Origin of the sequence: Vibrio coralliilyticus (assembly GCF_024449095.1) — a bacterium.
Classification (GTDB): Bacteria; Pseudomonadota; Gammaproteobacteria; order Enterobacterales; family Vibrionaceae; genus Vibrio; species Vibrio coralliilyticus_A.
The window spans coordinates 2,656,222-2,682,464 of sequence record NZ_CP024627.1; the positions used below are offsets into that span (position 1 = coordinate 2,656,222).

Sequence of the window (26,243 nt, forward strand, 5' to 3'; positions counted from 1 at the left end):
TCGAACATTATTTAACCCGTCCATTGTGACGGGTTTTTTAATGCCTAAAATCTTTCAATCAGGTCGCTTTATGCGGCCTTTTTTATGGGACTCATATGAGAAAACCAAATATTAAGAATTACTCAGAAGACAATAATGGCGCGGCTGAATTTTCAAAGGATGTCGCTGAATATTTGTTGGATCAAGACGCAAAGTTTAAATCTCAATATGCTGAAGATATCGACGAGCTGAAGAACATCATTGCTGATATCGAATCAAAGCGAGGCCGGGTAGCATCAGATGTTATAACCAATGACGAGCCGCAAGAACTCAAGGAAGCAAAACACCATTTTGCGGAAAAGCTCTGCGAATACTTCAACAACTTCCAAAAGACGAAGAGCCAAGAGACGTTCAATCAGTTCATGGAGTCTAAAGGCTGGAAGCCACAGAAATCGAGAACTGGCGAGCTTTCTTACAAGAACATGCACACAGGCAACAATGCGGCAGTTATTCAGGAACAATTGTTTGATCGCGTTAACTACACGATAGACACAAATAGTAACCTGATCGAAAACATCCCTATTCTTGGCGCAAACTCGACGCGTAATAGTGAGGTTATCCAACTAGACACCCGCACAGGTGACGGAACGTTCGCTGAAGTCGATGGGATCATCCCACCGCCAGACCAAACTGACGCGCCAACTTTTGTTCGCTCGATGTTCCACAGCTTCAAACCACATAAGCATTTCATCATTTCTAACGAGTTCATCAATGAAAGTATTCTTAATGAACCGGTTATTGATGCGATAAATCGCTTAGTTGTCGATGACATGACTAAGCAAGTTGAGATCGAATTCCTTTATGGTGATTCGTTGGTTTCAGATGCTTATGACGAAGGCGTGCGCGGTATCTGTCGAGACATCATTGATTATACCAACACTTTTGCAGAATCCTTGCTCGATGACGACACACGCGATCAGCAGTATTTACAGGTCTTTAAATCTGGTGTTGATGGCACGCTTCCGGGCGGTAATACTCCAGATTCTGTGGATTGGCCAACCTTTCGAACTCATATTCTAGATATGAAGAATTCTCTGTCAGTGAACAAATACGGCATGGAACCGAATATCTATATGAACAAGCAAATGTTGCAGGTTTTCGAGATGGCCGAAGACGCTGACGGCAACCCGCTTTACCGTGAAAACTTCCGTGATGCTCGCGTTACCCATGTGGAAACAATGGAAGTTGTTATCGTCGATAATATGGCTGAATCGTTTGGTGTGGTAAATGAACCAGCGCTATTCGTGGGCCACATGGAAGAAGCAATTGGTCGTTTAATGCTTCACGAGCATTACCATGTTGAGCCATACACCAATAAAGGCGCTCTAACGATTTATCAAGAAGTATGGCATGGAACAGCTGTAAACAATCATGACGCTCTGCGTGTTTATGTCTTAGCAGCATAAGGAGTCGCCAATGTACAAACGATCTCACAACGATATTAAATACACTCATTATAAGATTGAGCAAGGGAAACAAGTTCCCCCAGAAATGATTCAAGAGCTTGTTACTGATCGCCTTCATATTCGAGCGCGTGAAAACTCACGCGTTTTGCGTATGGCCAATACCGGAACGGTAACAAGCCAAGGTGAAAAAGAACCAGTAATGCTATTTCACGCCGATAAAGTAGGAAATATATTCCATGGCTCAGAAGGCTCGTTTAATAAATTCACTTATGATACGGGGGTTATTTCAAATGAGATATGGAATGAATCTCAAGTTCCACTTCAGTCCACTATTGAAGACGATATCACACTAAAAGAGGCGGCCGATAAAGCCGCCTTTTTAATCTCCACTATTCTTGGCCCACTTCATTTTGATCCTGAAGTAGATACTGGTGAAAGTTGGAAGCCTGAAGAGACACGAGACCCGGCATATTTTAAGGCAGTGAAGACGCCTATTAATAGTGACTTAGATAGCCAAGGGGACGACTTACCTATAGACCCAAGTGAGTCACCAGAAACCGCAGCAGCTCTCATTGATTCGCTTTTAGATATGCAGGCAGAAGTTAACAGCAACTATTCAGATAATGCGGTTTATCTTATTTCTCAGAATACGATGAACATGATTAAAAAGTTGCGAGATGCTGATGGATTTCTACCACTTAAATCAACACCGATTGAGTTTAACGGCGAGATTCTTAGTTACTATGATGTGCTTGATAAAGCAATCGTTGTCATTGATGGAATCCCTGATTACTCGTTAACTGGAGCCGTTCCTTGGGTGCTTTATGGTGATATGAATGCAGCAGTAACAGTAAATGAGCTTGAAGGCTCAGAAAACATGGTGGCTGATAACGTAAGCGTAAAAGGTGCAACTTCTATTTATTACGAAACGAAATATTCAGTCCATTCATTGAGTAATAATTCATTGGTCATAGGTTGGAGTGGTCCAGATGTCACACCGGTACCGTAGGCAATTCTTTTTCTTATCAAAGAGAGAAATCACACGTAAGCGCTCACTATAGAGCGCTTTTTTATTTCTGGTGAATTATGAAATCAAAAAACATAGCTCTGCGATTAGACGAGGATAACACCCGCTTAATTCGCTGTTTACAAAATGGGCTTTACACAAAGTTCATAAATGAAGTTCTGAGAGTCTACGGCCCAGATCACCTATCTGTCTTTAGTCAGAATGTCATTATCAAAGATATAGATGAAATATTTTCCGATGGCCGTTTCATGGAAGATTTAAAAACAAAGGTCGGTAGTTCATGAAGAGAAAGCAACTTGAGTTTGAGGTTAAAAGTATCTCTGAAACTGGCGCTATCGAGGGCTACTTGAACACGTTTAACGAGCTCGATGCGGCCAACGATATCACTATGCCAGGTGCGTTCAAAAACTCCCTTGCCAGGATAGGCCGAGAAGGTCGAAAACTGCCGATGTTACTCCACCATAAACAGGATGTGCCGATTGGCGTCTGGGAGGAGCTGAGAGAGGATTCTAAAGGGCTGTGGGGCCGTGGTCAGGTTAACCTAAACGTACAGGCCGGGCGCGAGGCATACGAGCTGGCCAAGCAGGGAGCTTTAACCGGGATATCGATAGGTTACTTTGAAATTGATGTAAAACCCAATGCCCGAACTGGTGCAAATCATCTGAATGAGGCCGACTTGCGAGAGGCTAGTTTAGTGACGTTCCCAGCGAACGATTCCAGCCGTGTAGATAGTGTTAAAGACCGCAAAGAACACGAGGCATTTATTAACACTATGAAAGAGATAAACGAGATACTTTGGAGTTAAGAAATGGATGTTAATTTTAGCTATCACGGTTTAAATGTGATTATTAACGATGTCGATAAACGACCACATATTGCTAACAAGTTAATGAAGAAACTGGGGCTTACTGATTCCGCAAGTTATATAGAATTAGGCGGCGAACACCCAATTAGTGATATTCAGATTGCTAATCAAATTATAAATTACTTATCCCATGTACAGGCTCACAATTATAATTTCCCACAAAAACGCGAACTAACTATGGTTGATTTAATTGAATCTCTGAATGAGGCGCTAAGAGGTAATAAGGAATCATGATTATCATTGATGGAATTTTAATAGAAAGGTTACGTTATTACGTTGATAATATAGATACTGCATTTTTCATAAAAGATTTATTAAATGAACCTTTAAATAAAATATCTTTCGAGTCAGTTCATATAGAATCTTGCTGTTATAAGAGTGGAAATAAATACTCATTAGAATCTGAATCAAAACGAGATCTAATTAGTTTACTTAATAATTTAAGCACTAACTCTTACAATAAATACCTTCATGATTACTTTAATAATGGTGAGTATTTAAAGTTTGAATTCTGTTAATTTAAAGGCCGTTAACTCGGCCTTATCAAAGGTATTAATATGCTTTACTACAAAGATGAAAATGGTAATGAATTAAAGAAGAAAGAAATATCTATATTATGTGAAAACATTATAGATGTTGAAACAATAAATAAAATACTGAGAGACAAAAGAAATATAAATGCTTTTAAAGAATGTGAAATATCATACTATGAAAAAAGTAAAGGATTAATTAAATCCCCGAACGTAAGAAATATTAATGAAAATAAAACGGTTAGTTCTGAATATAAAAGAAAGCTATTAGCTCATATATTAAAAATAGAATCGGATAAAGTTAAAGCAGGATTCAATCATTTGTTCGATTTAGGCTATGTGTACGTTTTTAAATTCTATTAAGGGAATAATATGTCATTACCTAAACAGTGCAATTATCCTGGCTGTAAAGTGGTTGTCTATGATGGAAACCCTCGCTGTAACAAGCACAGAAAGGATAACAAGGACAATTATCAAAGGCTCAGAAGCTACAGAAACAAATCATTCTATGACAGCCAAGAATGGAGAAAATTATCTAAACTGAAACGAACTATAACACCACTATGCGAGGTGTGCTTATATGAGAATATCACTACTCCAGCAGAGGTAGCTGATCATATAAGAGAGATAGAAGATAGACCAGACTTAAAGTATTGCATTAATAATCTTATGAGCCTCTGTAGGACATGCCATAATATAAAGACTAACCAAGTAGCCATGAATAGAAATAAAGGTACTTTAAGAAAGTATTATTGTGACTATTTCAAATTAGTAGATTTAATTAAATTAAATGCAAATAAAGTTATCGGAAAATAATGTAATTATTATTTTAAAGGGGGGGATATTTCTATAATAAGACACATTAAGACTATTCGCAGCAATCTCAATTTCACGCGAACTTAATTTCAAACCTTTTTTGAAGCCCCTCCTACTCTATTAAGCTGCAATTCATGCAGCTAGGAATTGTTAAATGACAGAAGAATCATATAATATTTCAGAGAATGAATTGCTGTCTAACCTTGGTGCGTATACTAGTGATATGTTGGCTGATAATGCCTCATACCCTGATTACTTGATCGACGGATTAATAGAACGTGAAACGATAGGATTATGCTACGGTAAATCGGGAGTAAAGAAGACATTCTTAATGCTAGAACTTGCTCACTGTGTAGCGACTGGGCGTAGCTTCTTTGGTAAACGTGTCAAACAGGCTGGCAAAGTGCTTTATATCGCTGGAGAAGGAAAGCATGGGCTAGGAAGAAGACTAAAAGCATTAAGCTTGAAACATGGTCCAACAGAAAAGATATTCGTCATCCCAAATAGTGAAGTAATGAACAATGCTTATGCCGAGAAGATCGCTTTACTGGTCCAAAAAGCAGATATTCGGCTCATCATCTATGACACTTTTAATCAGTTATTCCCACATGTAAATAACAACGATTCAGGCGAAACATCCAAGGCAATCCACTTGATTAGAAAAATATCTGAGTTGGGTGGCTGTACTTCTATCATCATCCATCACACAGGAAAAAACGCATCAAAATCAGCCGAAGGTTCTCATACATTTGAATCTAACGTCGATTTCAGGCTCCGTTTGGAACGTTCAAGCGATTACATCCAAGTGCTGAACGATAAACAGAAAGACGGTGAGCTGGCCAAACCTTTCATCTTTGACGTTGAGCCAATCAAGCTTGGAATCTACGACGACAACCAAAAAGAAAGCACATCGCTTGTAGTGTGTAGACCTAATGAATCACTTAGTTTAGCCATGAGAACCAAGCTACCCGAAGAAATGAAGGGAACCAACCAAGATAAGCTTCTAGCAGTGATAACTAGTCTCTACCTAGAACAGGTGAACACTTCAGGTAGTGAAGATGTCGTGGTAGAAATCCGTGATGTCAGAGAACTAATGGCCATCCACAATCTTAACTACCACCCACAGACAATGAAACGTCTATTAGACGATCGCAGAGTTGAAAAAGTAGGCTCCGGCTATAAGCCGAGCAACTTTTGACAGCTCGCCAACTTAATCTTCCACACCTAAACATTTGTGATCTCACATCGATCACAACAGTGATTGTGATTTTCAATCACATCTCTAAATCACAATCCCATAATATTCATTTAACTCCAATTTTATCAACAACTTAAATTCGTCAGAGAAGATCACAAAGCATGATCACAACTATAAAAATGTAATGTGATCCCCCCCTCTCTCTCTAAGAGAGGGGGAATCACTCACATAGTCACATCACTTGGTTTGGTTACTGTGTGGAAGACTAAGTTGGCAGGTGATCACGATCACAAAGGCATTAAATCAATTTTGGAAGATCTCCATACCTTTTTTATTACATTATCAGCATGTTAGTTGGTAAATACACTCACAGCGAGTGAAAAACAAAAGGATGTTTTTTAACCAATTGAAAAATCGAGGTATTTACGAAGACAGGAATCGAAGGTAAGGTTCTGCTCGCGTGAACTGAAGGTGTTGGAGCACCTAGCAGTCAAAGAGAAACGCAACCAACAAAGGAAATTACATTCCTCTCTTTTTTCACGAGCCACTGAATTCTAGGTGAATCGCGTAAAAAGTAAACCCTCTCAGGTTTAAGTGGTCGACAATTGATCACCGTTGCTTCTCTCAAGACTCCAAGCTTTAGCCCTTCAAGTGCATGTGACTGACCCTTTGATTTCAGTCATTCGTTGCCGTACCCAGACTAGAAAAAGCAGACCGACCAAATCTATTTTTTTCTCCCGCCAGCGAATTCAAATAAATGGGTGTTACCAACGGGTAACGCATGAATCAAAGCATCCAATACAATACTAGCCGTAGAGATTTTTACAGGTGACGGCCGCGTTTTGAGTAACGTCGGGTTATTTGTGCGAGTCGATAGAGGGCTACGTCAGACTTAACACGCCGGGATGGTGTCAGTGTCTGGATAATCTGTTACATGGTGATACTTACTAAAAGTTAGTTGATGACAGACAACGTAAACTAATTTGCATTGGCTTACTGGTGACGCGGTAAACCACGTTGTTTGGAAGTCGGGATGTGTGCCCCGGCGGGCAAGGTGCTTGGCGCTTCCTCCGTAGACGTTCGTGAGAACTGAAACCCTCGGAAATTTGCGCAGCAGATAAAGCTAGTAGGTTGGATTTACAGGTTTGAGATATCTCAGATCTAACATAAAAATCGAATAGAGACGGACAGGACAAGGCTAGTGCATCGACTGGCATCACCCTAAACCCCTCTAGATGACTCCTATTGCCCTAAAACAACAAAATCCCCAATAAAGGGGATCTTGCTGACTTAAAACTTAGCAGACTAGACGCAGCAGACCGACCAAGATCACGCGTTGCCACTAAGCAATAAATTCTTATATCTACAGATACAGCAAGACCACTCTACGAGAGAGTGGTACTTGAATATTCAGGGAATCGAATCTAGGATGTACCCGTTATGGGTAACTTTGATTGCGAGTTCTCTGAATAATATCCTTGTAAAACAAGGACTTAATAATGGTGCCGAGAGAGGGACTCGAACCCTCACACCTAAGGCACTAGCACCTCATGCTAGCGTGTCTACCAATTTCACCATCTCGGCAGCTAAATCTTTAGCTTATTGAGGAATTTCGTCGCCTGTAGGGGCTGGAACTTCACTCGCAGCATCATCAGCTTGTTGGATAACTTGACCTTGAGTCGGGTCAACCCACTGAGATTCAGTTTTATGAGTCGACATGTTACCTAGCACTAAGCTAAGGATGAAAAATACTGTTGCAAAAATTGCAGTCATTCGGGTTAGGAAGTTACCTGAGCCGCTTGCGCCAAACACTGTGTTTGATGCGCCTGCACCGAATGAGGCTCCCATATCTGCGCCTTTACCTTGTTGAATCAGTACTAGGCCGATTACACCAACCGCTGCCAACAGGTAAATCACAAGTAGAACTGTAAACATGATTTCCACCTATGTTCCAAATTGTTGAGCCAGCGCCGCTCGAAAACTTTTTGATGTTTTTGAACAAGGCTAGCGACCTCCTTATCGAAGGCCGAGCAATACTAGCGAAACGTTATTACGCTGACAAGTAGAATTTTTCAAAAAAAGACGACTTGATGCCTAAGCGGTCAAAAAAAGGACAAAAGTCATACTTTTCTCGTTATTCGCCTAGGTTTTATGCCTAAAATGCTGAAAATTCTGGGCTGTATTCAATCAAGCCACTACGGCCCAAAAACTCACCCTGCGATAACTCTATCACCTGAAACGCACCTTTAGGCACTTCCCATTGGCAATGAAAGCCATAATTTTCACTCGCTTCAAAACCAAATCGCGAGTAATAATCTGGTTCACCGAGTACCACACAAGCTGGATAGCCGAACTCTCTCAGAGACTCAAATCCTTCTTTTACCAGCTCAGCCGCTAAACCTTGGCGTCGGTAGCCCTCTTTGATCGCCAGCGGTGCTAACCCTTGCCAACTCAACTCTTCGTGATTTAGAGTCACTGGGCTAAACATAACATGCCCAACGACTTCCCCTTCATCATTACAGGCCACCAGCGACAACGTTCTTCGACCGTTTTCTCTTAATCGCATCACTAAATCAGCTTCTGCTTCTGTCTCAAAGGCAGATTTTAGCAGTCTATCCACGGCGAGAATGTCCGCTGGGGCTTCAGTTCGAATAAGCATTGATAACCTCACTTTGTGCAATAGGCGATTGTAACCCTTTCTGCACAAAGTCTGCTAGCTGATTTAATAGCGTTTGCATCGCTTTAGGCAGTTGTTCAAGATCGACACTGTCCATCAGGTTTTTTACTTCTAACCCCAGCTCAGTATCACCTTCTATAGATAGCCGACGCTGAAAAAATAATGTATCCGGATCTTCCTTTCTTCCTGCGATTAACACCAGATCATTTAGATTTCCTCCAAAAGCCACATCTTCTTGAACCGGCGAATCCGCAACAATCAACTTGTCCTTTTGATAGCTAATATACCAACTCAGATTCATATCTTTTACTTCAACTTTCAACCACTTATCTTGGAGGAACTCAAAGTCACCATCCTCTAAGGCCTCTTTAAACACACTCTTTAGCCCATCTAATAAGATTTTTTTTTGTACAATTTGAGGTAATAAGTGGACTGGAGATCGCAAAATTGATGCAGCATTTTGAACTAGTTGGGTACGAATCTTGTTAATCACGCGCGTTATCCGTTACTTTGTAAATAAGGAATTCATCATAATGGATGATGATGGAGCGATTCCTGTTGTGTATCAAAATTTCGTCTAATGCCCCTAAACCTTTAATCTAGCGGCAATCACAGTTATAGTTATTGATATCGCTTCAGTTCACAGCTCTGTGACTCGTATTGCTCTTGGGAGAGTCGGTAATACCTTTGATGCTTTCGCAACAACTACAGCATTGGTTCATGAAGATGACGGCGAATAGTCCGTTTTTTTTCGCTATCTTAGATAACCAACATAACTATGCCATGGTTAATGGCCGCTATTGCGATATCGCGGGGCTATCCAATCAAGAGCTAGTTGGTATGAACGATACTCAAACTCTGGGTAAGCATTTTTATAATCAACTCAAGCCTTATTATGAACGAGCGTTCAAAGGAGAATCTCTCGAAGCAGAAATTACGCTCAATGAAATCGATCTCGAGACCAGCCTACATTTCAGCCTCACCCCTGTAGAAATCGACAACAACATTGAACACGTGGTTTTTCACGCTGTAGATACTTCAGAGAAACACATTCTTGTTCGTTCGTTAGAAGAATCCGAAGGTAAATTTTCTACTCTGACGACTTTGCTGCCTGATGGCCTTTTGATCGTTGAGGAAGACTGTATTATTTTCGCCAACCCGGCAGCAGTGCGGTTGTTGGGCTTCGAAAGCAGCAGGGATTTGCTAGGCGAAGAGCTTTCACGCCTGTTTGTTGATGAAAAAACCAAAACGGTCTTCAATCAATCACTAAGCCATTCACTTGCCAAAAACCCTCTGACTTGCCTGACTGGACCAAGGTGTGGTTTCGAGCGCCGAGTGCATTTGCACGCTGACAATGCAATGGTTCTAGGTAGTAATTCACAGCTGGTCCTTATCCAAGATGCGAATGAAACACCTAAACAGCTCAGCAACAAGCCGCTTGAAGATGCTCACATAGACTCCCTCACAGGTCTATACAATCGCTTTGGCTTTACCAAACGCTTAGAGCAGTTCATTCACAATGAAACACCACTGTTACTGCTTTATTTGGATATTGACAACTTCAAAAACATTAATGATTCTTTAGGTCATCACATCGGTGATAAAGTGATCAAAGAAGTGTCATCACGGCTTAAACGCCTTTTACCGCAACACGCCGTCATTGGACATTTAGGTGGTGATGAATTTGGCTTAATCCTGCCGGAGCCAGAAAATAATCGAATGGCGGAAATTCTTGCGGAACGAATCATTTCTCTCATTAACCAGCCATTTGATTTACACCATTTCAGTAAGCGTCTAGCCTGTTCCATCGGTAGCGTCGCTTATCCTGGAGATGGCAATGACGCCCGTATTCTACTGCAGAATGCCGATACCGCGATGTACGAAGCCAAAGACAGAGGCCGTAACCGCCTGATTAAATTTAATGATCAGATGAACAAAGAAGCGCGTATGCGTTTATGGCTGGAAATTGAGCTGCAAAAAGCCTTACAGCAAAATGGCTTAGAAGTATGGTATCAGCCTAAAGTTAACGCTCGTGACTTCAGTATTAACGGTGCTGAAGCTCTTATCCGTTGGAAACACCCCGTCGAAGGTTATATCAGCCCTGGAGCTTTCATTCCTGTCGCAGAGCGAGCCGGCCTTATTGAACACTTAGGCCGGGTTGTCATGCGAGAAGTTTTCAACACTGTAAAACGCTGGAAACTCCAAGGTATTCTGCCGGGGCGTGTGGCGATTAACTTATCACCTGAGCAGTTTGGTAATCCGAAATTGATCGATTATATGGAGAAGCTACTGCGTACCACAGAGCTTGACCCTAGTTGCATCACGTTTGAGCTCACCGAAAGTGCGGTAATGAGCGACAGTGAACACACATTGCAAATGCTTAACGCAATCAAAAAACTTGGTTTTGCCTTATCTATCGATGACTTTGGTACTGGTTACTCATCACTGTCTTATCTGGCTCGATTCCCGTTAGATGAGCTTAAGATTGACCGCGCCTTCATTAATGACATCGATACATTACCTAAACAAGTCACGGTTATCGAGAACATCATTAACCTAGGCAAATCCCTTAATCTCACCGTAGTGGCCGAAGGGGTTGAAACCCAGCAGCAAGCTACTCTACTTTCCAATCTCAATTGTAACTCAATCCAAGGTTTCCACTTTTATCGCCCTCAACCTAAGCAAGAGGTCGAAGAGCTGTTTGCCCAACATCGTCGCCATAAAAACTGATTGTCACTCACTCTAAATGAGTATTTGACTCAGAACTTACCTAAACCTGCCTTACATCAAACTCGACACTCGTGTTCCTTCATAAAATGCGGAGCAATTTTCGTAAAGCAGTTATAAACGGATAGGAAGGCACAATGGAACTCCTCTGTCCTGCGGGTAATTTACCGGCTCTCAAAACAGCCATCGATTGTGGTGCTGACGCAGTGTATATCGGCTTCAAAGACGATACCAATGCACGCCATTTCGCTGGGCTCAACTTCACAGGTAAAAAACTGGACAAAGCGGTTCAGTATGTTCACGACCATAACAAAAAGATCCACGTCGCATTGAATACTTTTGCTCATCCCGATGGATTTGAACGCTGGACCGACGCTGTCGATCGCGCTGCCCAAAGTGGTATTGATGCGTTAATTATTGCTGACATTGCCGTTTTGGATTATGCCGCCAATAAATACCCTGAACTCGAATTGCATTTGTCGGTTCAGGCATCGGCGACCAATGTCGCTGCAATCGACTTCTATAAACGGAACTTCAATGTTAAACGCGTGGTACTGCCGCGTGTGCTGTCTATCCATCAGGTCAAACAGCTGTCACGCAACATTCCGCAAGATGTCGACCTAGAAGTGTTCGCCTTCGGTAGCTTGTGCATTATGTCTGAAGGCCGCTGTTACCTTTCTTCGTACATGACGGGCGAGTCTCCCAATACCGTTGGCGCCTGCTCGCCTGCGAAATTTGTTCGTTGGCAGGAGACAGACAAAGGACTGGAATCTCGGCTCAATAACATTCTGATTGATCGCTATAGTGACGGAGAAAATGCCGGCTACCCCACTTTATGTAAGGGGCGATTCACCGCCGAGCTAGACGAGCACACTCATGCTTATCATGCACTGGAAGAGCCCACCAGCCTCAACACACTCTCCATGTTGCCAGACTTGTTTGCCGCAAATGTGGCTTCTGTCAAAATCGAAGGCCGTCAACGAAGCCCCGCCTATGTCGAGCAAGTGACTCGAACTTGGCGTGCAGCTATCGACCGCTACTTAGCCAATCCAGAAGCTTATCAAGTTGAGGCGGCCTGGGATGCTGCACTGGCTAACGTCTCAGAAGGCACTCAGACAACCCTCGGTGCTTACCACCGTAAATGGCAGTAAAGTACAGAAAGGAAAACATGATGAAATACGCCCTTGGCCCTTTGCTTTACTTCTGGCCTAAGCAAGATGTTGAAGCCTTTTATCTGCAGGCCGCATCCAGCTCCGCCGACATCATTTACCTTGGCGAGAGCGTCTGTTCCAAACGCCGAGAAATGAAACCTGCACATTGGATGGATATTGCAAGATCGCTCAGTCAATCCGGTAAACAAGTGGTGCTCTCCACCATGGCGTTGCTTGAAGCGCCTAGTGAAGTCAACATGATGAAGAAGTACATTGATAATGGCGAATTTGCGATCGAAGCCAACGATGTTTCTGCCATCCAGCTGGCCTCTGAACACAAGGTCCCGTTTGTCGTCGGCCCTGCGGTGAATACCTACAACGCACACACGCTGAAACTATTTCTTAAACAGGGTATGACGCGCTGGTGTATGCCAGTCGAGCTATCTAGAGAATGGTTAGGTAATGTACTTAACCAATGTGATGAAATTGGTATTAAAGGTAAATTTGAAGTCGAGGTATTCAGCCATGGCTATTTGCCACTCGCCTACTCTGCTCGCTGCTTCACTGCACGTGCTGAAAATCGTGCTAAAGACGATTGCGAAACTTGCTGTATCAAATACCCAACAGGCATAAAGGTCAGCAGTCAGGAAGGTCAGCAAGTGTTTAACCTCAACGGCATTCAGACTCAATCAGGATATTGCTACAACCTGATCAATGATTTACCAAATATGAAAGAACTGGTCGATGTCGTTCGCCTCAGCCCACTTGGCATCGAAACCCTCTCAGAGTTAAACCATTTTCGGGCTAACGAATCTGGGCAAAGTCCGATGAAAATTGATAGCCGCCAATGTAACGGTTACTGGCATCAGCTCGCCGGGCTGGAAGTGAAAAACCTGTGATCTTTACGTCATAAAAAAGGCCGATATCACCTCAGTGATATCGGCCTTTCGCTGTTCTTAAGCTAGCAATTAAGCTTGTGGACGCATTGCCGGGAACAGAATCACGTCACGGATAGTGTGCGTGTTAGTAAACAGCATCGCTAGACGATCGATACCGATACCTTGACCTGCCGTTGGCGGTAAGCCGTGCTCAAGTGCTGTGATGTAGTCCGCATCGTAGTACATAGCTTCATCATCACCTGCATCTTTCGCATCAACCTGTGCTTTAAAGCGCGCATCTTGGTCTTCTGCGTCGTTAAGCTCTGAGAAGCCATTCGCCACTTCACGGCCACCGATGAAGAACTCGAAACGGTCTGTGAAGAACGGGTTGTCATCGCTGCGACGAGCAAGAGGAGAAATATCCGCTGGGTAACCAGTGATGAACGTTGGTTGAATTAGCTGAGGTTCAGCAGTCTCACCAAAGATCTCTTCTAGAAGCTGACCACATGTCCAGAACGTTTCTACTTCCACGTGTACTGATTTAGCAATCGCAACCATCTTGTCACGGTTAGTCAGGTCTTGTTCTGTTAGCGCTTGGATTTCTGCATGCTCTGGGTTGTAGTGCTTGATTGCTTCAAACATGCTCATGCGAGCGTACTTACCACCAAACTCAACTGTCTCATCACCGTAAGGCATAGACGTTGAACCTAGAACGTCCATTGCAACTGTGCTTAGCATCTCTTCTGTCAGATCCATTAGATCTTTGTAGTCAGCATATGCTTGGTAGAATTCCATCATGGTGAATTCTGGATTATGGCGAGGAGAAAGACCTTCGTTACGGAAGTTGCGGTTGATCTCGAATACGCGGTCAAAACCACCGACAACCAGACGCTTAAGGTAAAGCTCCGGTGCTACACGTAGGTACATATCGATGTCTAGTGCGTTGTGGTGAGTGATGAATGGACGAGCCGTTGCACCACCAGGGATCACGTGCATCATTGGCGTTTCCACTTCAAGGTAGCCTTTAGAGCTCATGAAGTTACGGATAGATGATACAAGTTTAGAGCGCACGATAAATGCGTTACGAGACTCTTCGTTTACAATCAGATCAACGTAACGCTGACGGTAACGCATCTCTTGGTCAGTCAGGCCGTGGAATTTCTCTGGAAGTGGACGAAGTGCTTTCGTTAGCAGCTCGTAAGACTCCATGTTCACGTAAAGGTCGCCTTTACCTGACTTATGAAGAGCACCTTTCACACCGATGATGTCACCGATATCGAGACCTTGGTACTTCTCTTTCAGCTCTTTTTGAACCTCTTTTGCAGCGTAGGCCTGAATACGACCAGAGGTTTCTTGAATCGCTAGGAAAGGACCACGCTTTGCCATAACACGACCAGCAATTGCTACAACATGGTTTAGCTCTTCTAGCTCTTCCTTCGTCTTTTCACCGAATTCCGCTTGAAGATCGCCAGCTAGGTGCTCACGACGGAAGTCATTTGGGTGGCCGTTTGCTTTGCAGCTCTTACGGATATGATCCAGTTTAGCGCGACGCTCAGCAATCAGCTTATTCTCTTCTTGTACATTGTCGTTTTGAACAGCATCAGTCATTTTTGATGTATCCTGTCTTTCTTTATGAAAATAGTTTTTCGGTGAAAAGCTTACAGACCTGATTTCAGGCTAGCTTCGATAAATTTGTCTAGATCGCCGTCAAGAACCGCTTGAGTATTGCGGTTTTCAACACCAGTACGCAGATCTTTGATGCGCGAGTCATCCAGTACGTATGAACGAATCTGGCTACCCCAACCAATGTCCGACTTAGCGTCTTCATTGGCTTGCTTCTCTGCATTTTGCTTTTGAATCTCTAATTCAAATAGCTTCGCACGAAGCTGCTTCATTGCCTGATCTTTGTTCTTGTGTTGAGAGCGGTCATTCTGGCACTGAACCACAGTATTGGTTGGAACGTGAGTAATACGTACCGCCGATTCCGTGGTGTTAACGTGCTGACCACCCGCACCGGATGCACGGTATACGTCAATACGTAGATCAGAAGGGTTAATGTCGATGTCGATGTTGTCATCAATCTCTGGGTAGATAAACGCAGAAGCAAACGATGTATGACGACGGCCACTTGAATCGAATGGCGATTTACGAACCAAGCGGTGAACACCTGTTTCCGTACGTAGCCAACCGTAAGCGTACTCACCGGAGATCTTAACCGTTGCACCTTTAAGGCCCGCAACTTCACCTTCAGAGACCTCGATCACTTCCGTCTTAAAGCCTTTTGCTTCAGCCCAACGTAAGTACATGCGTAGCATCATCGATGTCCAGTCTTGCGCTTCTGTACCACCAGAGCCTGATTGCAAGTCAATGTAGCAGTCAGACGCATCATGGTCGCCAGAGAACATACGACGGAATTCGAGCTTTTCTAGCTTAGCTTCAAGCTCAGCAAGCTCTGGCTCAATTTCATCGAAGGTTTCTTGATCTTCTTCTTCAACCGCAAGCTCTAGAAGACCATCAACGTCCTCCACACCTTGCTCAAGTTGATCAATCGTTTCCACAACTGCTTCGAGGGCAGAACGCTCTTTACCTAGCGCTTGCGCACGCTCAGGCTCGTTCCACACATCCGGTTGTTCTAGTTCTGCGTTGACTTCTTCTAGACGCTCTTGTTTGGCATCATAGTCAAAGGTACCCCCTCAGGACATTAGTGCGCTCAGACACGTCCTTAAGGCGGTTTTTAATAGGATTGATTTCAAACATGTTTGCTCAACATTTATGAGTAGAATTTAACCGGAGAATTGTACTGAAAAGAGTGATGAAGATACAGGAATTTTTTGCACTGCGACCTACCTAAAATACAATGAAAAATCCCCTGTCACACAGGGTATGACAGGGGATTTTTTATCTATTGATCATTTCAGCTTAAGACGCTTCTTCCGCTAGATCTGGTTGAGCTGATTTTCCAATGAAGAACATGCAGATCATGGCAGCAATGGTTGGCAGCAACCAACCCATGCCAATATCGAACAGCGGTAACATACTTAGCGCAGATACATCCACACCCGCGACTTTTGCTGCATCAATCAGAGCAAACAGCAGTGACACAAGGATAACGACACGGTAAGCCACTTGTGGGTTTGGTAGCATCTTGCGAATAAACGTCAGTGCGACCAAAGCGATAGCCACTGGGTATAGTGCAAATAGCACAGGAACAGACAAGGCAATCAGTTGGGAAAGACCAACATTGGCAACCACTGCACACGCCACACCGTTAACCACAACCCAAGTTTTGTAAGACACTGGAGTCAGCGAGCTAAAGTAATCAGAACACGCTGAGATAATACCGATAGCCGTGGTTAAACACGCAAGAAGCACAATCACTGACAATACAATTTGACCATACGGGCCGAACAGAGATTGAACGTACACGCTAAGAATCACACCGCCATTGTCTGCACCAGCAGCCACAGCCGCACTGGTTGCACCTAGGTAGAATAAAGAGACGTAAACGAAAGCCAAACCAGCAGCAGCAACACATGCGGCTCTGATCAGGTATTTTGCAGTTGCCTTTTGATCAGAAATCCCTTTTTGACGAAGTGCATCGACGATAAGCCCGCCAAACATCAGCGAGGCGAAGGTATCCATGGTGTTGTAACCTTCAAGGAAACCTTTTTGCAGTGGGTGCGTAAGGTATTCACCTTGCGCTGCGATCATTTCTCCTTGAGGGTCGATAAACACAGCGACAGCAAGCGCAATCAAACCTAAGAAAAGCACTGGTGTCAGTATTTTTCCGATCACATCAATCAGCTTGCCTTGAGACCAAGCAAAAGACATCGCAACCACAAAAAATAGGATGGAAAAAACAGTCAGATGAAGTTGTGCGGCATCAGCAAAAAATGGCTTCACCGCCATTTCATAAGCCACCAAGCCGGTACGTGGCGCCGCAAAAGCCGGCCCAATAATGATAAAGATCAGTACCGCAATCGTCATTGCTACACGCTTAGGTAAATCTTTGGTGAGATGATCCCAAGATCCCCCTGCAACGGCGATAGCAACGATCGTAATAAGAGGAAGACCTACCGCAGTGAGAAGAAAACCAGTCATCGCAGGAACAAGATTTTCACCTGCAAGTTGTCCTGCCAGTGGCGGGAAGATAATGTTACCCGCACCTAAGAAGAAGGCGAAAAGCATAAAGCCTACCGCGATAATATCTGTTAATTTTAAAGTCTGATTCACAAGAGACCCTTTAACTTTTTGATTGATGTTGTGCATGCTGAGTAGTCCGTGATGGCTACCCAATCTATAAATTTGGAGGCGAATAATGACGAAACACACACTCATCCGCAACCCTAGGGCTAAAAACACCATATAAATTTATACTTTCAACTCACAACCAGTTATATCGACCATTAAAATAAAAAATATTAGTTTAATATATGGATCAATAAATAAAACAAATGCAACATTAACAGAACAAAAGACCATACAAATATCCAACAATAGACTGAATCACTCAATTGTTCACCACGCACAGAATAAAATGAAAAACACAAAAACCAAGACGAAAGACTTTTCATTCAAGCAGTTTAAAATTTCTGGTGGTTACTCAGGCATGCCAGTCAGCACTGATGGCGTGTTACTCGGAGCTTGGTGCGATATTAAACAGGCGAATACCATTTTAGATATTGGAACAGGCACAGGCTTGCTAGCCTTAATGTGCGCGCAAAGAAATATATCCGCTACTATTGATGCTATCGATATTGACCAACATGCCTTACAAGCTGCTGAAGACAATTTCACCTCTTCTCCTTGGTCTTCCCGACTAACATTACTGGAAGGCAACGTACTCAACTTTCCATTCGGAACAAGCTATGACGCTATTGTCTGTAACCCCCCCTATTTTAACTCCGGAGAGCACGCCCAAAGCCAACACCGTGCCACGGCAAGGCACACCTTAACCTTGAGCCACGAAGCGTTACTTCAGCAATGCCAAAAGTTACTGAACGCTGACGGCCGAGCTTGGTTTGTACTTCCTGAAACGGAAGGGAGGCTTTTTATCTCCTTAGCGGAAACACTTGGTTGGCACCTAGCTAGTTTATGTGAGGTACACACTACAGAGAAGAAGCCAGTGAGCCGGTTGCTGATTGAGCTTAGCCAACACCCATCAAATACGAAGGTAGAAACGCTGATAATTCAAGATGATAATGGCTACAGCGACAAGTTTATCGCATTGACGAAGGCGTTTTATTTGAAGATGTAGAAATTAAGGTGTGATCCTTATCACCGAACCCTCTATAATACGTTCCCTTAAATTTATCGTTCTCACTTACCAGCTTGTGGAGACACCAGAGTGATCAGAAATTTTGCTGAACTAGAGCTAGATAACAACTTGCTCGCTGCAATCGAAGAAATGGGTTATACCCGCCCAACCCAGATCCAGGCTGAAGCCATTCCACAAGCTTTGGACGGCAGAGACATTCTCGCTTCGGCGCCGACTGGCACAGGTAAAACGGCCGCTTTTGTCTTGCCCGCTTTGCAATATTTGCAAGACTTCCCTCGTCGTAAGCCGGGGCCTGCTCGTGTGCTGATCCTGACTCCGACTCGCGAATTGGCTATGCAAGTCGCTGACCAAGCTCGTGAGCTCGCCAAACATACCAGCCTAAACATTTTCACCATCACAGGTGGAGTACAGTATCAGGAACACGCTGATATTCTCTCCAAAACCCAAGATATCGTGGTTGCGACCCCAGGACGCTTGATGGAATACATCGAAGCAGAACGTTTCGACTGCCGAGCAATCGAATGGTTGATCCTAGATGAAGCGGATCGCATGCTCGACATGGGCTTTGGCCCGACCGTTGATCGTCTTTCTTCTGAATGTCGCTGGCGAAAACAAACCTTACTTTTCTCTGCGACACTTGAAGGTAAAGGCGTAGAAGGTTTTACCGCTGATCTACTCAAAGAGCCCGCAGAGATCGATGCCGAACCTTCTCGTCGCGAGCGTAAAAAGATTGCTCAGTGGTATCACCGTGCTGATGATATGTCGCATAAGCTAGAGCTACTGAAAAAAATCATCAATGACCAAGCTGAGCGTTCTATTGTCTTCCTTAAAACTCGGGAACGACTAGCCGAGCTACGCGTAGAATTGGAAAAAGCCCAAATTCCATGTGCCTGGATTCAAGGTGAAATGCCACAGGATCGTCGTAACAACGCCATTGCACGATTCCGCGATGGCTCAGTCAATGTGCTTCTTGCCACTGATGTGGCGGCGCGAGGCATTGATCTGCCAGATGTCAGCCATGTTATCAACTACGACATGCCACGAAGCGCAGATGTTTATCTTCACCGCATCGGCCGAACTGCTCGTGCTGGTAAGAAAGGCAATGCGATCTCACTCGTCGAGGCCCACGACCAACCCATGATGGATCGCGTGGCTCGCTACGTAAAAGAAGAGATCAAAGAGCGCTTCATTAAAGAGCTTCGCCCTAAGCACAAGAAACCTACATTCAAGAAAAAGAAAAAAGACGACAAGAAAGCGTCCACCGCGAAAGGCAAAAAGAAAGTCGCAAAGAAGAAAAAGTAGCGACAAACTAACAACACTAAAGGGTTGATGTGAGAGCATCAGCCCTTTTTATTTTCGATCGGCTAAAAGCGCATCCTCATTGCTAAAAACAAAAATACCGCCTTTATACAGAGGCGGTATTGAGTTATCAGATCTACCAAGTCCTTTGGCGCTAGCTAAGATGAGGTTACGCAGTCAACACCGCTATCGCGCCAAAGGTGACGAAGATCAGTGTTCGCGAGTCGCTCGGAACTCAACATCTGGGAAACGCTCTTTCGCCAGATTCAAGTTGACCATAGTTGGCGCGATGTACGTCAGGTTATCGCCCCCATCCAGTGCTAGATTGGCTTGGTTCTTACGCTGGAACTCATCTAACTTCTTGCCATCTTCACACTCGACCCAACGCGCAGTTGCAACGTTAACACTTTCGTAAATCGCTTCTACGTTGTACTCCGCTTTTAAACGCGCAACAACGACGTCAAACTGAAGCACACCGACCGCACCTACGATAAGATCATTATTTTGTAGCGGACGGAACACTTGCACCGCCCCCTCTTCAGATAACTGTACCAAACCTTTTAGCAACTGCTTCTGCTTCAATGGATCTCTTAGACGAATACGACGGAATAGCTCAGGGGCAAAGTTAGGAATACCGGAGAATTTGAGCGCTTCACCTTGAGTGAAAGTATCGCCAATCTGGATGGTACCGTGGTTATGCAGACCAATAATATCACCCGCATAAGCATTTTCAGCACGAGAGCGATCACCAGCCATAAAGGTAACCGCATCAGAAATATTGATTTGCTTACCAAGGCGCACATGATTCATCTTCATACCCTGCGTATAGGTACCAGAAACAATACGCATGAAAGCAATACGGTCGCGGTGTTTTGGATCCATGTTGGCTTGAATCTTAAATACAAAGCCAGAGAATTTTTCTTCATTCGCTTCGACTTGACGCTCATTCGCCTGGCGAGGCATCGGCGCTGGCGCCCACTCCGTCAAGCCATCCAGCATATGGTCAACCCCAAAGTTACCCAGTGCCGTACCAAAGTATACCGGCGTAAGCTCACCTGCAAGGAACAACTCCTGATCAAACTCAGGGCATGCACCAATCACAAGCTCAAGCTCTTCACGTAGCTGATCCGCTAATTCAGCACCGACCGCCTCATCAAGTTCAGGGTTATCTAAGCCTTTTACAACCAGTTTCTCCTGAATGGTGTGGCCTTGGCCTGTCGAGTAGAGAATCGTTTCATCACGATGAATGTGGTACACACCTTTAAACTCTTTACCACAACCAATAGGCCAAGTAATCGGTGCACAGGAAATATTTAACTCACTTTCGACTTCGTCCAGTAGCTCCATGGGATCACGGATATCACGGTCAAGTTTGTTCATGAACGTTACAATCGGTGTGTCACGCAGACGGGTCACTTCCATTAACTTGCGAGTACGATCCTCAACACCTTTCGCTGCGTCGATCACCATCAAGCAGGAGTCAACCGCCGTTAAAGTACGGTAAGTATCTTCTGAGAAATCCTCGTGTCCCGGTGTATCCAATAGATTGACTAGGCATTCGTTGTATGGGAACTGCATCACTGAGGTGGTGACCGAGATACCACGCTCTTTTTCCATTTCCATCCAGTCAGATTTCGCGTGCTGAGCAGAGCCACGGCCTTTTACTGTACCTGCCGTTTGAATTGCGCGTCCGAAAAGTAATACTTTTTCAGTAATGGTGGTCTTACCCGCATCTGGGTGCGAGATGATAGCGAACGTTCTGCGCTTGGAAACTTCGCCGGTAAATGCTGTATTTGACATCAAAAGATCTTCTTCATCTGAACGCCAGTGTATCGTCAAGATAACCATGACTGATAAGCTGGCAGATTGATTCGGTTTTGCGCGGTATTCTCGCTTATATTGCCTTTAGGAGCAACAAAGGCGAATAAAAGCCTAACAATTCACATCTAAGTAAGATACAAATTAAAATATCAATAAATTTAGGCTATAACTAAAGGAGTAGAGGGAACTATATAAAATTATGCCTACGAGCAAGAAAATAAACTCATTAGCATTCCGGCAAGCGAAAACGGTTTTTTTAGTATCCGTGATATTAGGGATCATTTTCAGCTTATATCAAATTTTGGTGGACCTTCATCAGGAACAAAAACGGATTGAAGCACACTACCAATTTAAGCTATTACAGAATTATTCCAATGCCAGCCAGGCTGCATATCACTTAAATCAGCTTTTAGCCGAACAAGTAGCATCGAGCTTGATGATGGACAGTGCTATCTATAAAGTCTCCATTGTTGATGACTTTGGCGATACTTTGACCGAACGGGAAAGGGGAGTATCGCTTGAAAACTCATTTACCGAAGCACTCTCTCATTATTTGACACCAACAACCCCCGTTTACAAAACTGAGCTACACCAGCCGAATTCCCACGTGGTGGTTGGCACATTAAGTTTCTCTGTGAATGGCGCCAATATTGCCAAAGACTTTATTGCCAAAACCAGCCAAATTCTTCTCTTTGACTTATTCAGGAACATTCTGCTAACAACCATTTTGCTGCTGTTCTTCTACCAGAAGCTTTCCAAACCTCTGGTCACCTTGATCGATTGGGTACGCTCACTTCAAGACAAAAACGCAGAAGTTCCCATGCCGAATTTGTATCGTGATGATGAACTCGGACACTTGGCGAAAACGTTCCACAATCTGTGGAAAGACAGAGAAGCGGCAGAAGCTAAGCTGAACCAATTGGCTTATTATGATTCGTTAACTGGGTTGGCCAACCGGAGTTTATTGCTACAAATGCTGGAAGAGGCGATCGAACATGCCAAGCAAACAAATACTTCCGGTGTCTTGTTTTATCTTGATTTAGACCGCTTTAAAACCATTAATGATTCGTTAGGCCACACTATCGGTGACCACCTTATCAAAGCGATCTCAAAACGTATCGAAGCTTGGCTAATTGATGACTATACCGCAGCCCGTATCGGAGGCGATGAGTTTGCTATTCTCATGCCCTCAATTCACCCAGATAAAGCGCATGAAACAGCTCAACAGCTGCTGGCATTGATTTCTAATCCCTATTCCATTGACGATCACCTACTCTATTGCACAACCAGTGTCGGTATTTCTGTATTTCCTTCTGTCAGCACCACCAACATTGATGTGCTACGTCAGGCTGATACCGCGTTATACCGAGCCAAAGTTGCCGGAAGAAACAAGTACATGTTTTATGAGCCAGAGATGCAGGCTCAGGTGGAATCTTTCTTAGAAATAGAAAAAGGTCTCCATGAAGCGCTTAACAAAGGTCAGTTAGAGCTTTACTACCAGCCTCAGGTGAATGGCGAACAACAAATCGTTGGGGTCGAAGCATTGATCCGTTGGAACCACCCAGAGAAAGGCGTATTGCCTCCTGGGGTATTTATGCCAATCGCTGAAGAAACCGGACAGATCTTACAAATCGGTAACTGGATTATTGAACAAGCGTGTTATCAATACTCACGCTGGCGTAAACAAGGAGTCCTGCCAGAGACTTTCCGTCGTCTTGCTATCAATATCAGCCCACTGCAATTCTCGCAGAACAGTTTTGTCGAACACATACATGATGTGCTTGCCCAAGCTGATATTGATGGAGAACATATAGAACTGGAAATTACCGAGAACCTTTTGCTTGAAAACGTCGAAAGTGCGATTCAGAAGATGAGTAAGCTTAAGCAACACAATCTCAAAATTTCCATCGACGACTTCGGTACGGGCTACTCTTCATTGAGATACCTAAAGCATCTTGCAGTTGATGTACTAAAAATAGATCGCTCATTTGTTACTCAGTTGCACATGGATGAAAGTGATCAAGCTATTGTCGACACCATCATCATGACAGCGCAGAGACTCAACCTTGAAGTCATCGCAGAAGGGGTTGAGGATGCCGACGAGCTGAATACCCTCAAACAACTCGGTTGTGATCAATTCCAGGGGTACTTATTCGACAAGCCTCTTCCTGCCTCAGAATTGATTTCACGATTTGAAGCAAACTTCTATCCGGTTGAAGGCTCTCCAACCATCAAAGCGGTACAGAAATAATCTAAAAGAAGATGTAGCTCATTATAATGGCATCTTCTTTTCCGGTCGTCGTTGGGTAGTAATTAACGCGGCGATCAACCTCATTAAAACCTACCGCCTCGTACAAATTAGCCGCGCGTGTATTGCTTTCCCTTACTTCTAACCAAGCGCTTTCAGCATTGAGCTGTTCACACATAGTTAGGAAAGACTCGATAAGTTGTTTACCGTAGCCTTTTCCTTGTTGAGTAGGATCAACAGCAATGTTGAGAAGCGTAACCTCACCAACAATGTTCTGAGCATAAAAATAGCCAACAACCGTATTGTCATCCAATAGCACATGATGACACGCACCTCTGCTTGTCACATCGCGAATCATCGCTTCTGACCAAGGGTGACTATGTGCTTGGGTTTCTATTGAGTACACCGAATCGAGGTGAGCCTCAGCTAAAGGAAGTAGGGTCATATTATTTTAAAGCTTGGATTTGTTGCCAGAGCACGCGTTTATGTTGCTGATTGCCATCAATTTCATTTAGGCATGGAGATCGCAGCGTCCTCTGCCCCAACTCCAACTGAGCTTCACAACCAGCAAACCAGATCCAATCAACCTGAGAATTCTCCAGTAAAGCCAGATGCTCTGGGGCAAAATAGAGAGATTGCTCTAACGTCAAATTGATGGTTTTTAAAATATTCTCAAACAAGGTTACGGTAGAGCCTAACGGCTGTTGAGGTGATACTAAGAGCATTTTGCAATCATCAGGTAAAGCAATACCTTCAACACTGTAGCCTTGCAACCTTTCCGGGTGAGCCAGTTGATAGGCTTGAATCCCCATTTCGTGTAAGTATGTAAGCTCTTGAGTCGTCATAATTGGCAAATCGCTAGAATAAAAAACGGCGCCATGCTATCACAAGCAGGCACCGCTATTATACGACTAAACGAAATGAAAAGCCTTAGAAGCTAGCTTTCACCGCGTCTGCAATTTTTAGTGCTGATGATTTCACTAATTCAGCGTCTTCACCTTCCACCATAACTCGGATAAGCGGCTCAGTGCCTGATTTACGTAACAGCACTCGACCTTTATCACCGAGCTCTGTTTCAACTTCAACAACAGACGCTTTCACCGCTTCCGCTTCGAGAGGATTAGAATCACCAGAAAAACGGACATTTTCCAGTACTTGAGGGTATAAGGTCATACCTTGAGAAAGTTCATGCAGGGACATGTCACTACCAACAACTGAAGCAAGTACTTGCAACGCAGCGACAATAGCATCTCCCGTTGTCACTTTATCAAGTAAAATCACGTGGCCTGAATTTTCCGCCCCGATCTTCCAGCCTTTCTCAAGCAATTGCTCCATAACATAGCGGTCACCGACTGCAGCACGAACAAAGGGAATACCCAGTTGTTTGAGGCCATTTTCCATGCCTAGGTTTGTCATCAGAGTCCCGACAACCCCGCCTTTTAATTCTCCACGGCGCAGCGCGTCACGAGCGATAATATAGGCAATCTGGTCACCATCTATCTTATTGCCTAGATGATCAACCATAATGATGCGATCACCATCGCCATCGAATGCTAAGCCTAGGTGAGCCTGTTCTTCCACAACTCTTTTCTGTAACGCTTTAACGTCCGTTGCACCGACTTCGTGGTTAATATTCGTACCATCAGGCTCAATGCCCATAGCAATAACATCAGCGCCTAACTCACTAAAGACGGCTGGTGCAATATGGTAAGTTGCGCCATGCGCACAATCCACTACAATTTTTAACCCAGCAAGGCTCAACTCAGAAGGATAAGTGCTTTTACAGAATTCGATATAACGCCCGGCCGCGTCATTCAAACGGCTTGCTTTGCCCAGCAAAGATGACTCAACGCATTCAATATCTTTGTCCAACTCAGCTTCAATCGCTAACTCAATATCATCCGGTAGCTTAGTCCCTTCAGAAGAGAAGAACTTGATACCATTATCATAATAAGGGTTATGAGAAGCCGAAATCACAATACCCGCTTCAGCACGAAATGTTTGAGTTAGGTAAGCAACAGCTGGGGTTGGCATTGGCCCTGTAAACGTGGCCTTTAGGCCTGCAGCCGCAAGGCCTGCTTCAAGTGCTGATTCCAGCATATAACCTGAAATACGCGTATCTTTACCAATAATGACTTTCTTTGTGCCCTGCTTTGCTAGAACACGCCCCGCAGCCCAACCAAGTTTAAGGACAAAATCAGGGGTAATGGGATACTGACCCACTTTTCCACGTACACCATCAGTCCCAAAATATCGTCTTTTATCAGACATATTTATTCCTTT

At 44.0% G+C, this 26,243-nt stretch carries 23 protein-coding genes and 1 tRNA gene; 13 read left to right on the top strand and 11 right to left on the bottom strand.

Annotation, left to right across the window (positions count from 1 at the left end; all coding sequences use genetic code 11):
• Positions 1–95: 95 nt before the first annotated feature.
• The 7 genes from CTT30_RS12515 to CTT30_RS12545 all read left to right on the top strand — a co-directional run bounded on the left by CTT30_RS12515 (position 96) and on the right by CTT30_RS12545 (position 5,881).
• Complete coding sequence (locus tag CTT30_RS12515; RefSeq protein ID WP_252035302.1) at positions 96–1,445, top strand: phage major capsid family protein; 1,350 nt, start codon at positions 96–98, stop codon at positions 1,443–1,445.
• Positions 1,446–1,455: 10 nt separating this feature from the next.
• The gene (locus CTT30_RS12520) at positions 1,456–2,454 is read left to right on the top strand and encodes a phage major capsid protein (protein ID WP_252035303.1); all 999 of its coding nucleotides are present in this window, start codon (positions 1,456–1,458) and stop codon (positions 2,452–2,454) included.
• Between the two features lie 298 nt (positions 2,455–2,752).
• Entirely contained in the window at positions 2,753–3,277 is a 525-nt protein-coding gene (locus CTT30_RS12525) for an HK97 family phage prohead protease (protein ID WP_252035304.1), read from the top strand.
• Positions 3,278–3,280: 3 nt separating this feature from the next.
• Positions 3,281–3,571 carry a hypothetical protein gene (locus CTT30_RS12530; protein ID WP_252035305.1) on the top strand — a complete coding sequence of 97 codons (291 nt, stop codon included), beginning with the start codon at positions 3,281–3,283 and terminating at the stop codon, positions 3,569–3,571.
• 323 nt (positions 3,572–3,894) lie between these two features.
• Complete coding sequence (locus CTT30_RS12535; protein ID WP_252035306.1) at positions 3,895–4,230, top strand: hypothetical protein; 336 nt, start codon at positions 3,895–3,897, stop codon at positions 4,228–4,230.
• A gap of 9 nt (positions 4,231–4,239) precedes the next feature.
• Entirely contained in the window at positions 4,240–4,683 is a 444-nt protein-coding gene (locus tag CTT30_RS12540; protein WP_252040071.1) for an HNH endonuclease, read from the top strand.
• 154 nt (positions 4,684–4,837) lie between these two features.
• Positions 4,838–5,881: an AAA family ATPase gene (locus tag CTT30_RS12545; RefSeq protein ID WP_252035307.1), complete on the top strand. Its 1,044-nt coding sequence runs from the start codon at positions 4,838–4,840 to the stop codon at positions 5,879–5,881.
• 1,500 nt (positions 5,882–7,381) lie between these two features.
• Here the strand turns inward: CTT30_RS12545 and CTT30_RS12550 are convergent.
• The 4 genes from CTT30_RS12550 to ubiT all read right to left on the bottom strand — a co-directional run bounded on the left by CTT30_RS12550 (position 7,382) and on the right by ubiT (position 9,051).
• A tRNA-Leu gene (locus CTT30_RS12550) sits at positions 7,382–7,465 on the bottom strand.
• A 15-nt stretch (positions 7,466–7,480) separates the two neighbouring features.
• Positions 7,481–7,816 carry a preprotein translocase subunit SecG gene (gene secG, locus CTT30_RS12555; protein WP_006958051.1) on the bottom strand — a complete coding sequence of 112 codons (336 nt, stop codon included), beginning with the start codon at positions 7,814–7,816 and terminating at the stop codon, positions 7,481–7,483.
• 220 nt (positions 7,817–8,036) lie between these two features.
• Positions 8,037–8,540, bottom strand: coding sequence for a GNAT family N-acetyltransferase (locus CTT30_RS12560; protein ID WP_239837752.1), 504 nt, complete (start codon positions 8,538–8,540; stop codon positions 8,037–8,039).
• Entirely contained in the window at positions 8,524–9,051 is a 528-nt protein-coding gene (gene ubiT, locus CTT30_RS12565) for a ubiquinone anaerobic biosynthesis accessory factor UbiT (protein WP_252035308.1), read from the bottom strand. Before ubiT ends, CTT30_RS12560 begins: the two co-directional genes overlap by 17 nt.
• A gap of 197 nt (positions 9,052–9,248) precedes the next feature.
• On the opposite strand from ubiT, the gene CTT30_RS12570 reads away from it, so the two are divergent.
• The 3 genes from CTT30_RS12570 to CTT30_RS12580 all read left to right on the top strand — a co-directional run bounded on the left by CTT30_RS12570 (position 9,249) and on the right by CTT30_RS12580 (position 13,335).
• Complete coding sequence (locus CTT30_RS12570; protein ID WP_252035309.1) at positions 9,249–11,288, top strand: sensor domain-containing protein; 2,040 nt, start codon at positions 9,249–9,251, stop codon at positions 11,286–11,288.
• A 134-nt stretch (positions 11,289–11,422) separates the two neighbouring features.
• The gene (gene ubiU / locus CTT30_RS12575; protein ID WP_252035310.1) at positions 11,423–12,436 is read left to right on the top strand and encodes a ubiquinone anaerobic biosynthesis protein UbiU; all 1,014 of its coding nucleotides are present in this window, start codon (positions 11,423–11,425) and stop codon (positions 12,434–12,436) included.
• A 20-nt stretch (positions 12,437–12,456) separates the two neighbouring features.
• On the top strand, positions 12,457–13,335 hold the full coding sequence (locus tag CTT30_RS12580; RefSeq protein ID WP_252036643.1) for a U32 family peptidase: 879 nt from the start codon (positions 12,457–12,459) through the stop codon (positions 13,333–13,335).
• 69 nt (positions 13,336–13,404) lie between these two features.
• On the opposite strand, the gene lysS is transcribed toward CTT30_RS12580, so the two are convergent.
• The 3 genes from lysS to brnQ all read right to left on the bottom strand — a co-directional run bounded on the left by lysS (position 13,405) and on the right by brnQ (position 17,547).
• The gene (gene lysS, locus CTT30_RS12585; RefSeq protein ID WP_252035311.1) at positions 13,405–14,922 is read right to left on the bottom strand and encodes a lysine--tRNA ligase; all 1,518 of its coding nucleotides are present in this window, start codon (positions 14,920–14,922) and stop codon (positions 13,405–13,407) included.
• A 50-nt stretch (positions 14,923–14,972) separates the two neighbouring features.
• Positions 14,973–16,071 (bottom strand): peptide chain release factor 2 gene (gene prfB, locus CTT30_RS12590; RefSeq protein ID WP_126575070.1). Its coding sequence is split into 2 segments (ribosomal slippage): positions 14,973–15,995 and positions 15,997–16,071, totalling 1,098 coding nucleotides; the frame shifts between segments, so codons are not numbered across the junction.
• Positions 16,072–16,233: 162 nt separating this feature from the next.
• Positions 16,234–17,547, bottom strand: a complete 1,314-nt coding sequence (brnQ, locus tag CTT30_RS12595) for a branched-chain amino acid transport system II carrier protein (protein ID WP_252035312.1) — start codon at positions 17,545–17,547, stop codon at positions 16,234–16,236.
• 304 nt (positions 17,548–17,851) lie between these two features.
• On the opposite strand from brnQ, the gene CTT30_RS12600 reads away from it, so the two are divergent.
• Together CTT30_RS12600 and srmB are read left to right on the top strand one after the other, a co-directional pair.
• Positions 17,852–18,571, top strand: coding sequence for a tRNA1(Val) (adenine(37)-N6)-methyltransferase (locus tag CTT30_RS12600; protein ID WP_252035313.1), 720 nt, complete (start codon positions 17,852–17,854; stop codon positions 18,569–18,571).
• 90 nt (positions 18,572–18,661) lie between these two features.
• Positions 18,662–19,894 (top strand): ATP-dependent RNA helicase SrmB, encoded by a 1,233-nt coding sequence (gene srmB / locus CTT30_RS12605; RefSeq protein ID WP_252035314.1) that lies wholly within the window; start codon positions 18,662–18,664, stop codon positions 19,892–19,894.
• A 207-nt stretch (positions 19,895–20,101) separates the two neighbouring features.
• On the opposite strand, the gene prfC is transcribed toward srmB, so the two are convergent.
• Positions 20,102–21,691: a peptide chain release factor 3 gene (prfC, locus tag CTT30_RS12610; protein WP_239837761.1), complete on the bottom strand. Its 1,590-nt coding sequence runs from the start codon at positions 21,689–21,691 to the stop codon at positions 20,102–20,104.
• Between the two features lie 220 nt (positions 21,692–21,911).
• Here prfC and CTT30_RS12615 point away from each other — a divergent pair, with 220 nt between their 5' ends.
• Positions 21,912–23,963 carry a putative bifunctional diguanylate cyclase/phosphodiesterase gene (locus CTT30_RS12615; protein ID WP_239875163.1) on the top strand — a complete coding sequence of 684 codons (2,052 nt, stop codon included), beginning with the start codon at positions 21,912–21,914 and terminating at the stop codon, positions 23,961–23,963.
• A 1-nt stretch (position 23,964) separates the two neighbouring features.
• Here the strand turns inward: CTT30_RS12615 and rimI are convergent, their stop codons facing one another.
• From rimI to glmM, 3 genes are all read right to left on the bottom strand, one after another.
• Complete coding sequence (gene rimI, locus CTT30_RS12620; RefSeq protein WP_239865189.1) at positions 23,965–24,405, bottom strand: ribosomal protein S18-alanine N-acetyltransferase; 441 nt, start codon at positions 24,403–24,405, stop codon at positions 23,965–23,967.
• Position 24,406: 1 nt separating this feature from the next.
• Entirely contained in the window at positions 24,407–24,805 is a 399-nt protein-coding gene (locus CTT30_RS12625) for a DNA polymerase III subunit psi (RefSeq protein WP_252035315.1), read from the bottom strand.
• Positions 24,806–24,890: 85 nt separating this feature from the next.
• On the bottom strand, positions 24,891–26,231 hold the full coding sequence (glmM, locus tag CTT30_RS12630) for a phosphoglucosamine mutase (RefSeq protein ID WP_252035316.1): 1,341 nt from the start codon (positions 26,229–26,231) through the stop codon (positions 24,891–24,893).
• Positions 26,232–26,243: the final 12 nt, after the last annotated feature.

Coding starts and splice junctions, on each gene's coding strand:
- secG (WP_006958051.1), bottom strand. CDS start 7,816: ATGTTTACAGTTCTACTTGTGATTTACCTGTTGGCAGCGGTTGGTGTA.
- CTT30_RS12515 (WP_252035302.1), top strand. CDS start 96: ATGAGAAAACCAAATATTAAGAATTACTCAGAAGACAATAATGGCGCG.
- ubiU (WP_252035310.1), top strand. CDS start 11,423: ATGGAACTCCTCTGTCCTGCGGGTAATTTACCGGCTCTCAAAACAGCC.
- CTT30_RS12530 (WP_252035305.1), top strand. CDS start 3,281: ATGGATGTTAATTTTAGCTATCACGGTTTAAATGTGATTATTAACGAT.
- CTT30_RS12520 (WP_252035303.1), top strand. CDS start 1,456: ATGTACAAACGATCTCACAACGATATTAAATACACTCATTATAAGATT.
- CTT30_RS12600 (WP_252035313.1), top strand. CDS start 17,852: ATGAAAAACACAAAAACCAAGACGAAAGACTTTTCATTCAAGCAGTTT.
- CTT30_RS12615 (WP_239875163.1), top strand. CDS start 21,912: ATGCCTACGAGCAAGAAAATAAACTCATTAGCATTCCGGCAAGCGAAA.
- CTT30_RS12570 (WP_252035309.1), top strand. CDS start 9,249: ATGCTTTCGCAACAACTACAGCATTGGTTCATGAAGATGACGGCGAAT.
- CTT30_RS12540 (WP_252040071.1), top strand. CDS start 4,240: ATGTCATTACCTAAACAGTGCAATTATCCTGGCTGTAAAGTGGTTGTC.
- prfC (WP_239837761.1), bottom strand. CDS start 21,691: ATGTCAAATACAGCATTTACCGGCGAAGTTTCCAAGCGCAGAACGTTC.
- CTT30_RS12560 (WP_239837752.1), bottom strand. CDS start 8,540: ATGCTTATTCGAACTGAAGCCCCAGCGGACATTCTCGCCGTGGATAGA.
- CTT30_RS12535 (WP_252035306.1), top strand. CDS start 3,895: ATGCTTTACTACAAAGATGAAAATGGTAATGAATTAAAGAAGAAAGAA.
- CTT30_RS12525 (WP_252035304.1), top strand. CDS start 2,753: ATGAAGAGAAAGCAACTTGAGTTTGAGGTTAAAAGTATCTCTGAAACT.
- CTT30_RS12545 (WP_252035307.1), top strand. CDS start 4,838: ATGACAGAAGAATCATATAATATTTCAGAGAATGAATTGCTGTCTAAC.
- lysS (WP_252035311.1), bottom strand. CDS start 14,922: ATGACTGATGCTGTTCAAAACGACAATGTACAAGAAGAGAATAAGCTG.
- rimI (WP_239865189.1), bottom strand. CDS start 24,405: ATGACCCTACTTCCTTTAGCTGAGGCTCACCTCGATTCGGTGTACTCA.
- CTT30_RS12580 (WP_252036643.1), top strand. CDS start 12,457: ATGAAATACGCCCTTGGCCCTTTGCTTTACTTCTGGCCTAAGCAAGAT.
- glmM (WP_252035316.1), bottom strand. CDS start 26,231: ATGTCTGATAAAAGACGATATTTTGGGACTGATGGTGTACGTGGAAAA.
- CTT30_RS12625 (WP_252035315.1), bottom strand. CDS start 24,805: ATGACGACTCAAGAGCTTACATACTTACACGAAATGGGGATTCAAGCC.